Source organism: Mycoplasma wenyonii str. Massachusetts (assembly GCF_000277795.1).
Classification (GTDB): domain Bacteria; phylum Bacillota_I; class Bacilli_A; order Mycoplasmatales; family Mycoplasmoidaceae; genus Eperythrozoon_A; species Eperythrozoon_A wenyonii.
This window is the reverse complement of the sequence record NC_018149.1, coordinates 245,863-261,196: the sequence shown is the minus strand read 5'-3', so window position 1 is coordinate 261,196 and position 15,334 is coordinate 245,863. Positions and strand designations below refer to the sequence as shown.

Annotated in this window: 8 protein-coding genes; 1 reads left to right on the top strand and 7 read right to left on the bottom strand. The window is 34.7% G+C overall.

The genetic code is table 4. The annotated features are described in order from the left end of the window. Positions 1 to 85: 85 nt before the first annotated feature. Complete coding sequence (locus WEN_RS01280) at positions 86 to 913, top strand: hypothetical protein (RefSeq protein WP_014849757.1); 828 nt, start codon at positions 86 to 88, stop codon at positions 911 to 913. Positions 914 to 1,070: 157 nt separating this feature from the next. On the opposite strand, the gene WEN_RS01275 is transcribed toward WEN_RS01280, so the two are convergent. The 7 genes from WEN_RS01275 to pyk all read right to left on the bottom strand — a co-directional run bounded on the left by WEN_RS01275 (position 1,071) and on the right by pyk (position 15,334). Next, complete coding sequence (locus WEN_RS01275; protein WP_014849756.1) at positions 1,071 to 1,706, bottom strand: hypothetical protein; 636 nt, start codon at positions 1,704 to 1,706, stop codon at positions 1,071 to 1,073. Positions 1,707 to 2,019: 313 nt separating this feature from the next. Continuing rightward, positions 2,020 to 2,187, bottom strand: a complete 168-nt coding sequence (locus tag WEN_RS03735; protein ID WP_158308818.1) for a hypothetical protein — start codon at positions 2,185 to 2,187, stop codon at positions 2,020 to 2,022. Positions 2,188 to 2,210: 23 nt separating this feature from the next. Further along, complete coding sequence (locus WEN_RS01270) at positions 2,211 to 2,906, bottom strand: hypothetical protein (RefSeq protein ID WP_014849755.1); 696 nt, start codon at positions 2,904 to 2,906, stop codon at positions 2,211 to 2,213. A gap of 72 nt (positions 2,907 to 2,978) precedes the next feature. Beyond that, the gene (locus WEN_RS01265) at positions 2,979 to 4,364 is read right to left on the bottom strand and encodes a hypothetical protein (RefSeq protein ID WP_014849754.1); all 1,386 of its coding nucleotides are present in this window, start codon (positions 4,362 to 4,364) and stop codon (positions 2,979 to 2,981) included. A 17-nt stretch (positions 4,365 to 4,381) separates the two neighbouring features. Beyond that, positions 4,382 to 5,761, bottom strand: coding sequence for a hypothetical protein (locus tag WEN_RS01260; protein ID WP_014849753.1), 1,380 nt, complete (start codon positions 5,759 to 5,761; stop codon positions 4,382 to 4,384). Between the two features lie 48 nt (positions 5,762 to 5,809). Further along, positions 5,810 to 13,756, bottom strand: a complete 7,947-nt coding sequence (gene rpoC / locus WEN_RS01255; protein WP_014849752.1) for a DNA-directed RNA polymerase subunit beta' — start codon at positions 13,754 to 13,756, stop codon at positions 5,810 to 5,812. Next, complete coding sequence (gene pyk, locus WEN_RS01250) at positions 13,757 to 15,334, bottom strand: pyruvate kinase (RefSeq protein WP_043911290.1); 1,578 nt, start codon at positions 15,332 to 15,334, stop codon at positions 13,757 to 13,759.

Sequence of the window (15,334 nt, the reverse complement as noted above, 5' to 3'; positions counted from 1 at the left end):
AGACCAAATTGATTTAATCAATTTATTTTGTTAATGAATAAGTATTTATCGATTAAAAATAAAAGTAATTCACAACAATAAAGTATTGATTAAAAAACTATTATTGTTAATATTTACAACATCAACTATTTCTACAGGTATTTATTTTGGAACTAAAAAATCCAACAATTTAACTTCCCACTCTCTTCCCGAACGAGAAAGTACAGGGCCAAATTTAATTAAAGATTCTAAAAAATATTGTAGGGTTCTTTTAAGTAGTGAAAATTTTGTCTATGAAGTTTTATTGTGTTTTGACTTTGATAAAGCAAATAGCTTAAACAAAAGTACTTACGATTTAGAACATAGAAATATGGAACAATATACTGGTGCACTTTTTCTATTAGATAAGACATATGAAAGATATTTAATAAGTAAAATCGATGGTTTATCTTCTGAAAGAAAAGTCAAAGGCTATAAGGAATATCAATTGCGAGAAACTAGTTGAAAAGCATTTCGTTATAAAAAACAAATTGCAATGGAACTAACTTGAGAAGCGAAAAGAGAGCTAGTTGGTAATTCATTTACTATTAAAGCTCGCCCATATTTCTCGCAAGAAATAGAAGAAGGGTTTTTATTCCCTTCAGATAATACTGATACTATGCAGTATATGTTCCAAAGCAATGATTATGCAATATTTTCTGATCGAGACTTAATAACCGGATCTTTAACAAAAAATCCATGAGGCGCTTATGGCGAAAGTAAAAAAAGTTTTAAAATTGTTGCACCTCTTGTTACAGACCCCTATGACACTCGATTAACCGAACACAAACAAAAATCTAAATATCAAATTATTTCAGAAAGCCTTTGAGCTAGTGACAGTTTCTCTTGCGACCCGCCAGCGCAACAAGAAAAAATTGTACTTTCTTGTCACTAAGACACTAATTCATCGTTATTTTCAGTAATAAATTTTTTTAAATAAAACAAGCAAAAAACGGTATAAATAAAAATTAATTTTTTAATAAAAACTTTTTATTAGATCAATCAGTAAATATTAGTTAATCAGTTAATTAATTCAATAGTTTTTGAAATTTTTATTTAAGTAATATACTGGTTCAAGTAGGTTTTTTCACACTTCCCCACTTCACTTCCTTCCCTGAATCTCTACCGATTCCAGTTTCTGTAATTACAACTTGGTCTAACTTAACTGCCACAATCTCAGAAATCTTTTCATTAACTTGAACTTCTTGTATTAATTTTTTCTTGCCCTTATTTGTTTCTTCTAATTTATTTGATTCGCCCACAACCTTAATATCTAGCGGAAAAAAGTCTTCTACTTTAGAATTCCATTCTTCCACTTCTCCTGTAACAGCTGTTCAACCCCAAACTAGCTGTGGCATTCTTCTTGTTGTTCCTTTCTTCCCTAAAACTATACCTGCATTGTTATAAAGAATGTTTAATTGCGCTTCTTGATGTAACTCAATCGAATGACTCATGCCCGTTTCTTTGCCCTTTTTTCAAAAATCTAAGTATTCCTCTACTACTTCCCCTCCCCCAACTCCTTTTATAGTGTTTCTTCCACCTCTCACTACAGCAAACCCCTCCTTTAATGATTGCTTAAGTACCTCATCTTCTAACTGTGAATTTCCGATTCAATCGTCAATTGATTTAACTCCTTCTTTCCAAATTTTTGTTTCGTTGCGACTACCATCACAAAACACAGAAGGCATTAAATATATTGACTTTGTTTCCTCTCCCTTCGCGATGATTAATCAAATTTTTTCTGCCTCTTCTTTACTTATTTCTTCAAGCTTTATTTGTGATTCACTTTCTCCTTTTGAACTAATCTTTGCTAATGTAATAGCTCCTTTTATGCCTTTACCATTGTTTTCTTCCCCCTCATTTTGTATTACTTCGCTCTTGAAAAATAACTTATAAATATTTGTGTCTTTGGAATTAGTTAGTACTTTTCCTAATTCTTCTTGTGTATTTAATCCCTGTCATTTTCTTATTTCGTCAGTAGAAAAATAATTGTCAGACTCTTTAGTTAATTCTTTTTTTGTTATCTCCCCCCCCCGCTCAATTTAATAATCACTTAAATTTTCTGTTTTCTCTTGTGATAGTGTCAGATGGAACTCTAAAATAGATTAAGGGACTTCCTCCTGTTGCCAAAGCAATAAATAGCTTTATTAAGTTTGGGTCTGCAAACATAAACTAAAAAGCCTTAACTCTTACTAACTAATTATTACTATTGGTTGAAAGTTATCTGCTCACTTTAAATTTTTGTTGTGACCCGCTGCTGTAGTATCGTCATCAACAATTGTTATTGAACAGCCTTTAACTCCCTTGTAATTTTTTTCTTCACATTGGTCTAATTGAAATTTCACTCTTGATAGCTCTGCAGATTTCACTGTTTTTTGTCCTTCGTGTGCAAATGTAAATAAATTTTTATCGCAATACATCTGAAGACCTCATGTGCTAGATTCTTCACCTGCACCACCCTCTCCTAATCAATTTTTTCCAGTTTCTTCTCCAACCGATAAAGAGAATCGATTGTCTTTTTGTTGATTGCTAATTTTTTGTTGTAAATCTTCTTCTGCATATTTATAGATTGAGTTATTTCAAGGTTTTACATCTTGGAATTTTTGATGATATCCTTTGCCCATTAATTTAAGTTCAGTGTTGTTTGCGGCTGTTGAACCTTCTTGAAAAACTAAATAAATTGATAAGTCTGAGTAAATTCATTTTGCTCCCGAATGATCACCTTCTTCTCTTCTACTTCTACAGGTAGTTAAATAAAATTCCTTTTTATTTTTTATTCTTCAAACGTGCGCAGGATCTCAATTCGGAGCAGAAAAAGCAGCTCAGCCAACTACACTACCAAAACCCACAATAGGGGTTAAGAGAAACTTTGCACCTAGACCTATCACTTTAAGAGGTTATTAATTCCGAAAGATCTTTCTTCTCTTTCTATATTTTTACCCAACTACGCCGAAAGAGAGCTAAATTCCATAATTTGAACATTTTGTTCAGAAAGTGTTTTTATTCATCCAAGCAGGAATTTGAATTATTTTTAAATAAGTTTGAAATCTAATTAGATAAGAATAGTCCTTTACTTCGAATAAACATAATCTTTTGTCATTTACCTGATGATTAAATCATGGATCCATAATTTCTTGACAAATTTTCCTTCGTAACTGATTTCCTGGTGCTGACCACACATAAAGCCAACTAACTTCCTTCTCACAACCCTCAATAATTATTGGTGATTTTTCAATTTGGCTCTCATTCACAATTGTTTTCTCTTCGTTCGACTCTAATTTCGCCATATTTGGCCACCCATCTCGCTCGCCTTTAATTGATGCAGTTAGCTTTCCATTGTGCACCAAAGCACTTTTAATTACATTCTTTAATTTCACCCCTTCTCCGAGTGATTGACTTGCTGCACACTCCGGAAAAGCTTTCTCATTCCTACTTTCTGAGCTATCACACTTGTAACCAACTTCTCCTTCCCCAGTAATTAAATCCACAATGATTTTGAAGATGTTTTTCTCTGCTAACCCTCTCAATTTACTTTCTTCGCCCCACAAGTATTTTTTCAAGTAGTTGAATCCAACATCTTCAACATTCCCGAGCAATCTAACTAGCTTCAAGTTTGGATTATTGAATAACTGACCGTAATTTCAACTTTCTGTTTTTAATTGTTCTTCTGTTTTTCCGAGCATTTTTTTCAAACCTACTATGTTAATAGTCAAATCTACTAATTTTTGTGACCCAGTAGTTCCGAAATTTTTTACTCACCAATCTCTTCCGTTGTACAGTCCAAAGATATCTTCCTCTAACTCTTTATTTCTTTTAGTTCAAACCTTTTGAATTCCCTCTACATCCTTATCTTCTATAAACTTTCCAGCTTCTTGAATTTTCTCTCAATAGCTCTTTTCTGACTGAGAAGACTTCTCTTTTGCTTTTTCTAAATCATCTAATATAGCACTATTTCTTCTTGGGCCGAACCAACTATTACTATGAGTTACTTTCTTTCCACCTCACAGCTCTCTCTCGGCTTGAGAGTGTTTTTTGCTTTCAATGACCTTGTGCTTCCCTGCCCGTCTCCAGCCCCCAACAAAGAGAATATCTTCGTTTACTCCCTCACTTTTCCATCTATGGGATCCTAGAGCTGTGTAATTTAAATCTTGAACTAATCCTGCTTTTTTATTTATGTCTTTACTTACCGCTTGTTTTACCTGTAAGGAACTCTTAGTCTTAAAAAGTAAAGAATCTTTATCTTCTTCTACTTGAATGCCCCCCCCTGAGTGACTAAATCAACCTCCTATTCCTCCACCTAAACCGCTAAAAGCAACTAGCTCTAGCAGTAACTTTTTTCAGATCATTTAAATAAATTATTCACTTAAATACCGTAATTAGAGCACTTGGTTCAGAAAGTGTTCTTATTCATTCAAGCTGGAATATCAACTACTTTTAGATAGGTTTGTAATCTCAGGTAGTATTTATGGTCAGTTATCTCCATTAAACAAAGCCTTTTATCTGGAACTACATCTCCGAATCAGGGTCTGATAATTAAGTCACAAACTTCTCTTCTTATCTCTCTGCCACTATCAGTTAAATATTCATATCATGCTGCCTGTAACTCACACTTCTCTTCAATTAAAGCGGAAGATTCAACACTATCCATTGTGTTCATTTTTTTCCATTCCCCTGCATTCGCCGAGATCTGTTCGTGCCATCTTCATTTCTGTGTAATTTGTTCCGTTTTGGCTTTAGATACATATCTTCCTATATGTGTTACTGCAGCTTTCATAACTCTTTTGACCTTAGCTCCCTCCAACCTCGAACCATCATCACACTCCTTAAAGAATTTGCTTTTTATGTCAGTCTCTGAACTTGAACAGTCAAAACCATATTCTGTTCCGGCAATAAGGCCTAAAGCTACTTTGGCAATGTTTTTCTCTTTAAGTTGTTTGACTGAACTAGCCTCTGGTCATGCAACCTTCTTTAAGTAGTTAAAGGCAGTCCCTTCAACATCACCAATCAATCTAACTACAGCTAGTTTTGGATTTTGAAATATCTTTCCATAACTTCACTTTTGATCTCTTAGTTGATCTTCTGTTTTTCCTAGCATATCTTTAATTTTTGAGAGATCAAACTCCAGATCTACTAACTCTCTATCTTTCTTTTTTCCAAACTTATCTGCCCATCAATCTCAACCATGATATAGACCAAAGATATCTTCTTCTAACTCTTTACCTCTTCTTTCTCAAAATTCCTGTAATCCATCTAAATCTCTTTGATCTATATATCCACCTGAATCTTTTATTCTTGGCCAATAACTCAAATTTTTATGTGTTTCTTTAACTTGCTCTATCTCTTCTAACTCTTGAGTGACTTTTCTGGGACCAAATCAACCCATACTCGGGCTAATTTCAAGCCCACCATATAAATCTCTTATTGCCTGAGAGTGAGTTTCAGAAGAAATTAATTTATGAGCTCCAGCTTTATCTCATCCTTCAACAAAAAGAAATTCTTCTCCAACACCTTCACTCTTTCATCTTCAGGATCTAAGTGAGGTTTTATCTAGTGATTTAGTCTTTTGCTTTACTTCCTTAGATCTTGGCTCTTTTTTCTTTATTCCTGTATTAGCTCCAAAGAAAATAGATTCATCACTTGTTCCTTCTTGTATGCCCCCCCCTGAGTGACTAAATCAACTTCCTATTCCTCCACTAAAGCCTCCTAAAGCTGTTAGTTCTAAAAATAATTTCTTTCAAATCACTTATGGAAGTGTCTCTTCAGAAAATTAAAGAAATTTAATTAACTTTAACTATCTATTAGTTCCTTCTAGTAATTCAGGTATTAATCCAGTTCCTGCAGGAATTAAGTTACCAACAATTATGTTTTCCTTCAGAGATACTAAATCGTCTACTTGAGCTCTTACTGAGGCATCAATCAAGATCTTCTTAGTGTCTTGGAATGAAGCAGCAGCTAAGAAGGAGTTGGACTTAGCAGGTACTTCTTCTAGTCCTAGTAATATTGGGAATGCAATAGGAGCTTTCTTCTTATCTAATAGAAGTTTGGTTGTTTCTTTGTAGTAATCACTTACATCTATTACTTCCCCAACACTCCACTTAGAGTCTCCTTCATAGTTAACTCTTCACTTTGAGGTTAATTGACTAACAATTAACTCTATGTACTTGTCAGAGATATCAATACCTTGTAGTCAGTAAACCTCTAGTATTTGTTCAACCATGTAGTCTCTAACTCTATCTAGTCCTGCAACTTCTAGTAACTTCTTCAAATCTACATTTCCTTCAGTTAGTCTATCCCCAAAGGAGATAGTGTCTCCTTCTTTTACTAATAGAGGCATATCTAGCTCTACTTCATATAGTCTTGTAGAGTATTGGTTTTGAACCTTAATTATCTTCTTGTCTTCTTTGTTTGTGATTGAGGAAACAGTTCCACTAATTTCACTTAGAGTTGCTGACTCTCAACGACCTGGTGCAACTATATCAAACAATTGTTTTAGTCTTTCGAAACCTTGAGCAATATTTTGTTCCCCTGCAACCCCACCAAGGTGGAAGGTTCTCATAGTTAGCTGAGTAGCTGGTTCCCCGACTGACTGAGCGGCAATAATTCCAATAGCTGTTCCAATCTCTATAGGTTTCTTAGTGGTTAGGTGATAACCGAAACACTTTTGACACACTCCTTGTTTTTGTAGACAGTGGAATGCACTTCTAATTTCTAGAGAGGTAAATCCAGCTTCAACTATCTTCTTAGCTATCTCTGCAGTAATGAACTCTCCGGCAGGACAAATCAGAGTTCCATCTACTGGAGAAACTACATCCTTAAATGCAACTCTATACTTAATTCTTTCCTCAAAAGACTTAACTTCCTTATTAGACTTACCTGTTCTAATTGCCTTAACTACCAAGCCTTTGTGAGCCTTACAGTCTAGAGACTTAACAATAACTTCTTGTGAGGTGTCTACTAGTTTTCTGGTCATATATCCAGATTTTGCAGTCTTAACCGCGGTGTCTGCCATACTCTTTCTAGAACCATAAGAGGAGTTAAAGTACTCAATCATATTCAATCCCTCTACGAATGAGTGTTTAATAGGTACTTCAATTATGTCTTTAATAATCTTTGAGTCTGTAACTTGACCATAGTTATAGGATCTGTTCATTAACCCTCTCATACCTGACAGCTGTACGAAGTTAGATAAGCTTCCTCTTGCTCCAGATCTTTCCATAATTGCCATCGGATTATCTTTGTAATCCTCTCCTCTGAATCATTCTTTAACTTTTTCAGATACTTGATCCTTTACATCTGATCACAAGGAAATAACTCTCTTATATCTTTCATCTTCTGTAATCATTCCTAATTCACAGTATTCCTTTTGAGCTCTAACCTTTTCTTCTGTTTGTTCTATTAATTCAGCTTTGTAGGAATCAGTAAATCTAGGGATATCAAATGGAGAGATAGTAATACATGACTTAGTTGAGAACTCAAATCCAAGACTCTTAATTCAGTCTAGAACTACAGAAGTTTCATCTATTGTGTATCTTTCATAGACTTCTTCAATTACTGTTTGAATTACTCTCTTACTGAATGGAGCTTTCTCTGGTTTGCTTGCAATAATTTCTCTGTAGTTTTCAGTGGTATCTAGAATATCTTCCTCTTGCAAGAAGTTCTTGGAGGAGTCATTGATATATCTGTAGTCTTTAGGAAGAATAGAGTTAAAGATTATCTTTCCTGCAGTAGTAATTAGTAATCCTTCTTTAGGTCACTTCTTATCTGGGAATACAGAAGTTGGAATAGCAATTAATGCATTCAGATTCAACTCTCCTGAGTCATATAGATATCTAGTTTCTTCAGCAGAAGAGGCTAGTCTTCCTTCTCCCTTAACTCCCTTTCTGCTATTAGTTAGGTAGTAAAGACCCAAAATCATGTCTTGAGAAGGCATTAAGATTGCTTGACCATTCTTTGGAGCTAATACATGTCAGTGAGAAAGCAAGATTTGTCTTGCTTCTTTAACTGCTTCATCTGAGAGTGGTAAGTGCACTGCCATTTGGTCACCGTCAAAGTCTGCATTGAAAGCTGTAGTTACTAGAGGGTGAAGACAAATAGCCTTTCCTTCTACTATTACAGGTTCAAAGGCTTGAATACCCAAGCTGTGAAGAGTAGGTGCTCTGTTTAGTAATACAGGTCTTTCTTGTATTACTTTGTGAACTATTGGTCACAGTATGTCTTCTTGGTTATCAATTATTTGTTCAGCTAACTTAATGTTTTGAGCAATTTGAGTTCTTAGACCTGTAGTTTCATCTATATAGCTTCTAATTAACTCTCTAATAATGAATGGTTTGAAGAGCTTCAGAACTATTAGAATAGGTAGTCCAACTTGATGAAGTTTTAGTTCAGGACCTACAACTACTACAGATCTACCTGAGTAGTCAACTCTCTTACCTAATAGGTTTTGTCTGAATAGACCTTGCTTACCTTTTAGGTGATCAGTTAGAGACTTAAGTAGGTGCTTATCTTTAGCTACTAATGGCTTCTTTCTACTTGCATTGTCGATTAAAGAGTCTACAGCTTCTTGTAACATTCTCTTTTCATTGTTAGCGATGATAGAAGTAACATTCAAGCTCAGTATCTTCTTCAATCTTTCATTTCTAATAATGATTCTTCTATAGAAGATATTTAGGTCACTAGTTGTAAATCTACCAGCTTCTAGTTGAACAATAGGTCTTAGGTTAGGAGGAAGAACTAATAAATTCTTTAGAATCATTCATTCAGGTTTGTTTCCAGAAGCCTTAAATCATCTAACAACCTCTAATCTAACTAAGAGTCTCTTGGTCTTTACATCTGAATGATTAAGTCCATCTTTCTTCAATTGTTTTTGAATTGAGTGCTCTAGAGAGTCTAGATCTACCTTCTTAAGTAGTTCATATATTGCTTCAGCTCCAGTACCTATCTTGATACCGCTGTATTTGTATACAAACTCAAATACATCAAATAGAGAGAATGGAAGGTTAGAGGAAGAAAGAGCTTTGTAATAGGCTTTACCTTGTTGATAAGCAAGTGACTCTTTTCCTTCTGGATCCTTCTTCTCTATATCTGCACAAATTAATCTAATAAGCTTTCTTAGCTTAACTAGAGACTTTAGTGGGCTTGCTTGATCAGATACATTAACAATCTCTAATTTCTTAAATAATCCTTGGTGATCAAATCCAATGTCATTTACCTCAGTAACTATGTAGTTAACGAAGTAAACTACTTCTTCAACACTCTTGTACTTAATCTCCAGTATCAAAGAGATCTTGGATGGAAGAGGTAACTCTTTGATCATTCAGATGTGAGCAATAGGACAAGCTAAAGCAATATGTCCCATTCATTCTCTTCTAACTATTGATTCTGTGATGCAAACTCCACACTTTTCACAGTACTTACCTCTATATCTAACTCTCTTGTACTTACCACAGAAACACTCATAGTCTCTTACTGGGCCGAAGATAGCTTCACAGAATAATCCACCTTTTTCTGGCTTGAAGGTTTTATAGTTAATGGTTTCTGCAGACTTAACCTCTCCTCTAGAAAGTGAAAGTAGGTATTCAGGTGAGGTAATACTTACTTGAATTCCATTAATAGTTAGATCTTCATCTTCTTGTGAGCCTGCACTAAAGTTCTCTCATCTTCTGTTCTTTTCACTATCTTCTTTCTTATTAGCTTGATTGCTTCAAGTTAAGAATTGAATCTTTTCATTTAACTTAGTTCTCTTAGCTAAGTAGTTATCAAAGCTAATTAATTGTTTCTTAGGTCCATATTGAACATTCACTCTTAGTCCTAGAGCTTGTAACTTCTTAACTAGTAACTTAAAGGATTCAGAGATTCCCGGAGTTGGAAGCATTTGACCCTTAATAACTGAGTAATAAATAAGATTTCTTGCTTGAATGTCATCAGACTTAAGAGTTAGTAACTCTCTTAGGTTGTAAGCGGCACCATAAGCTTCCATAGCTCAAACCTCCATTTCCCCAAATCTTTGACCCCCATTTTGACACTTACCACCTAATGGTTGTTGAGTGATCTTGGAGTAAGGCCCAACTGCTCTGGCATAAATCTTGTCATCGACCATGTGATCCAATTTCAACATATAGATAACTCCAACTGAGATAGGATCTTTGAACTTTTCTCCAGTTCTTCCATCATATAGAGTGAATCTACCGTTATGTGAAGAGTGGTCAATTCCTGCATCTTTCATAATCTCAATTAAGTCAGTGTTCTTGCATCCAGCAAAGATAGGAGTTAATACCTTAATTTCTAGCTCGTCATATCTAAATCCAGACTTAGATAGTATGATTGAGAAGTCTAATTGAGTTAGCTTTTCCTTAGCATCCGCAAGACTCTTAATTCCCTTTTCTTGTAGATAACTTTCAAGAACTCTTTCTAGAGAGTAAAGAGAGGATCTAGATCTAGAGAATAGAGTAGCTACTTGATCTAACTTCTTCTCAAAATAAGCAGTTAGTAACTTATTGAATACTAGCTTTCTAGCTGAGAAAGCAAGATAGCTCTCTAATATCTGTCCAATATTCATTCTTGAAGGAACACCCAAAGGATTCAAGAGAATATCCACAGGAGTTCCATCTTCTAGATAAGGCATATCTTCTACTGGAGCAACCTTTGAAACAATACCCTTATTTCCATGTCTACCTACCATCTTGTCTCCAATTTGGATATTTCTCTTAGAGGTGACATAAACCTTAATGGTCTCTAGAACATCATCTCCTAGTCTGTCTCCCTTGAATGTGGAGTATCTTAGTATTTTGGTTACTATTCCTTCAGCTCCTGCAGGTAGTCTTAGTGAGCTATCCTTTACACTCTTCGCTTTTTCAGCAAAGATTGCTTGTAATAGTTTTTCTTCTGCACTAACTTCTCCAGTGGCCTTTGGAGAAGTCTTACCTACTAAGATATCTCCTTCCTTAACTGCAGCCCCTATTAGTACAATTCCATCTTCATCTAGATATTTCTTTTCTTCAGGGGCACAACCTGGAATAAATCTAGTAATCTCTTCATCTCCTATCTTGGTTCTCATACAGTCAATGGTGTATTCCTGAATGTGTAATGAGGTATATACATTCTCTTGAACTAATCTAGAGGAAAGAATGATAGCGTCCTCATAGTTGTATCCATATCAAGTAGTGAATGCAACTAAGATGTTTTGTCCAAGAGCTAACTCTCCATTTTGAATTGCATGTCCATCAACTAAGATCTCTCCTTTCTTTACCTTTCTACTATCTCTAGGGACTATTAGTTGGTTTCTACAGGTATTTTGATTAGTTCTTCCAAACTTTTGAAGTTGATAAGTCTTTTCTGTAACCTCAGTACCTGTGTACTTAACAACTAACTTAGAGCTGTCTAAGTAAGTAATCTCTCCATCTTCTTCTGCGAATATAACAATACCTGAGTCTCTCGCTATTCTGCTTTCAGCACCTGTAGCAACAATAGGAGATCTAGGAGATAACAGAGGTACAGCTTGTCTTTGCATATTTGCTCCCATTAATACTCTGTTGGCATCATCGTGTTCCAAGAAAGGAATTAGAGAGGCAGAGATAGAAGTTATTTGAGAGCAATCTACATCAATGAAGTGAACATCTTCAGGAGAGACAGACTCCACTTCTTCATTTCTTCTTACAGTTACTGGCCCAATTAACTCTGCATCTTTAGTTCTAGGAGTTGTAGCTTCTGCAATATAGAAGTTTCTCTCTTGGATAGAGTTCAGTCAGATTAACTCTTTAGTTATCTTTCCATCCTTTACCTTGTAGTAAGGAGTATTAAGGAATCCATATTCATCCACTCTAGCTAAAGCGGCTAGGGCCATGATCAATCCAATATTCATACCTTCTGGAGTTTCAATAGGACACACTCTTCCGTAGTAGGAATAGTGAACGTCTCTAATATTTAGGTTTGGGTCTTCTCTCTTAATTCCCCCTGGACCCATAGCAGAGATCTTTCTCTTATTGGTTATTTCAGAAAGAGTATTTTGTTGGTCTAGGAATTGAACTAATTGGTGAGAGTTAAAGAACTCTTTAATAACTATTTGGAAGGGTTTTGTATTGATAATTGTGCTTAAAGAGAAGTAGTCTTCTAGCTCTCCATCCTTTAAAGAGAGATAGTTCATCTTTGCTTCCAAGCTGTTCATCTTGTCTATTGAGAACTTTTGTATTCTCGCTAGAGCCAATACAATTCTGTTTTCTAGTAACTCATCTACTAGCTTTAGTCTCTTATTTCCTAGGTTTTCTATGTCATCGTATTCTCCAACCTTGTGTTTCAGTTGAATGATGTAAGAAAGTATTGCAAGTACATCTGATTGATTAAAGGGAGTTGAGTCTGGAAGATAAGGTGTTCCTATTACTTGAACTACAGCAGAATCAATTCCTGAAACATAGATTGAAACTTTTTCATATTGAATTTCATCAAACTCTTTATATCTTCCCTTAAAGTCTTCAAATACCTTAACTGGCTTAATACTTTCTCTAATCTTTAACTTATTTGCAATAGCAGCCTCTCTAAAGGCAGTTAAGTTTTCAAAGTCCATAAAGGTATCTTTTTTGAACCAAACCTTTCCATCATTTCCATAAATATCTTCAGCAAGATATCTATTCTTCATTCTTTCTCATACTGAAAGTTTGTGATTCAGTTTGTATCTCCCTGCAGGTAGTATTCCATAGTAGTACTTATCAAAGAGATAGGATCACAGTAACTCTTGGAAAGAGGTAATCTCTCTTCTAGCAACCTCTGGACTAATAGATAGAGAGGCAGTAATACTTCTAGCTGCTAGCTCTATATATATCTTTTCTAGTAACTCTTTCTTCTTTGCTTTATTAGTTGATCTTTCTGACTCATAGTATTCAACACAGAGAGCATAAAGAGTTTGTTTGATCCAACCTTTAGATGTTTCTCTTAGCTTTTGGGTATTTTTAGCCAAAGAAAGTTCATTAATAATTGAGGAGAAAATAGGATCTGCCTTTAACTCATCTGCATTAAAGACTTCTTGTTCTAGAGAAGATAGAACTTCAGTTTGATCTGCAAAGAGTGTTTGAATCATCTCTTGAGTGAAACCAAAGGCTTTAAGGAATACAGTAACTGGTAGAGAGATTGCATTATTACCAGAAGTATTTCTAGCTAGTAACTTAATGGAAGGCTTTCCAGACTTATCGTTAGGTAAGTGAAAGAGTATTAAAGCTCCTTTAACTGGAAGTAACTCACAAACTATTCCTTCTAGAGTTCTCTTTCTAGAGTTAGAAAGTCTTATTTGAGCTTTATTAAGAACATATAGTCCTGGGGATCTAACTATTTGGCTAATTACGAACTTTTCAGTTCCGTTAATAATGAAGTTGCAAGCAGAAGAGAATATAGGCATATGTCCAAAGAAGAGTTGAGAGACCTTTCCTTCTGATCCCTCTTGATGAAAGTTAGAAATTAGTCTTAGCTTTAAATAGAGAGCAACTTGATAGCTAGAAGATCTATTTATAGCTTCTTCTTCGGATTGATTAATCTCTTTAGCAACAATTCCCTCTAGAAGTATCTTTATATTTCCAGAAGAAGAAACAATTGGGAAGTACTTAGAAACTAATTCTTCTAGTCCTGTCTTTAAGAATTTGTTATAGGCTCCTATTTGAATTCCCCTTAGATTCGGAGGAGTGAAATCCCCCGAGGAGAATTTAGAAAAGTCTATCCGTGTGACAAGTGAGTTAACATCCTTGAATTTGTAATTCAACTAGAGAGTTACTAATTTAAGATCTTTTGACTTGTATACTCCAAACAAATTATTTGATCCTGAGTAACCGCAAAGATTTAAGAAGGCTCTAGCACAATCTTCAAGAGATTCATCTGTAGAACCCACTAAAGCAATCTTATATATACCTCTATTTAGAGCACTGCACTTTAACTCAAAATCTTGTTCAGCTTCTAGGTAATTAGTCTTTCTATAAAAGACTACAAATGGGAAAGGTAATTTCAAAGAAGATAGTTGATTCAACTCTTCTTCTAGTAGTTCATCTGCAAACAAGAAACAGGAAACAACTGAATTAAATTTATCACTTTCTAGAAATAATTGATTACCTAAACTATAAAGTCTGTCAGATTTATTGTCTTTAGTGAAGTATTTAAAGAGTTTCTCATAATTAACTTTCTTTTCTGCAGCCTTAATAATCTCAGACATAGTTGAAAGAGCAATTAGGGGGAATAGTCCTTGAGCAGTTTCTCCAGACAACATAGTGCAGTCAGAAGTTAATTCTGCAGCTCTATAAACATCTGATACTTCTGCTCTAGTAGGAACTACAGTTCTTTCTAGAGAGTCAAGCATTTGAGTAGCAACAATTGCTGGCTTCTTTTCCTTAGCTGTTTTTCTCAATATCTCTTTAGTTCAAAAGGGAACATTGTAGTAAGGACTTTCTAGAGCAAGATCTCCTCTGGCAATCATAATTCCATCAGACTCAGAGATAACTGAATCTATATTCTTTAGGCATTGAGTAGTTTCTATCTTAGAGATAATTAATGGTTTATCCTTTCCTTCTCCATTATCTTGAACTAACTTCTTAACTTCTAAAATGTCTTCTAACTTATTAACAAAAGAAAGAGCTATAAATTGAAAGCCTTGTTCTAGAGAGAATAGAATATCTTCTTTATCTTTGTCACTAACGAAAGGAAGAGAGTAATCAGCATTTGGTAGATTAACTCTCTTATTGGCTTTTAGATAGTGATCATTCTCTGCAATAGCCTCTACAATTCCAGAGTCTACATCTACTGATTGAATCAAGAAAGAAAGCTTTCCATCATCAACTAAGATCTTTTCTCCAACAGAGCAGTCAAGAGCCATATTGTACTTAGAAGTAGAGTCTGTAACTGAAAAACAGGTTTGATCTCCTGTTTTCTTATCTTTACAATAGACTCTTACAACATCTCCTCTCTTATATAGTTGACCTTTATCTTTGTCCAACATCTCTCATACTCTAATCTCGGGACCTTTAGTGTCAGCTAACTCAGCAATAGGGAATAAGAATCTAGTTTTATAAGGTGAATTTCCATCTTCATCTATTCTGTTGAATACTCTATAGAACTCAGTTTTAGCTTCTCTTCAAAGTTGTAATCTAAATAATCTCTCTTCATTGTTAGAGTGAGAGAAATTAAATCTGATACAAGTTAAGCCCTTAAAAAATAACTCAGTAAATAGATTAAGTACTTCTAGATATTCTGGATTAGACTTATTTCTCTCTGAGTTAGTTTGTAACTTAAGAGTAATTGCAGGTCCAATAGTTGCAACTATCTTTGTACAACCTAACTTAAAGATAGGCAT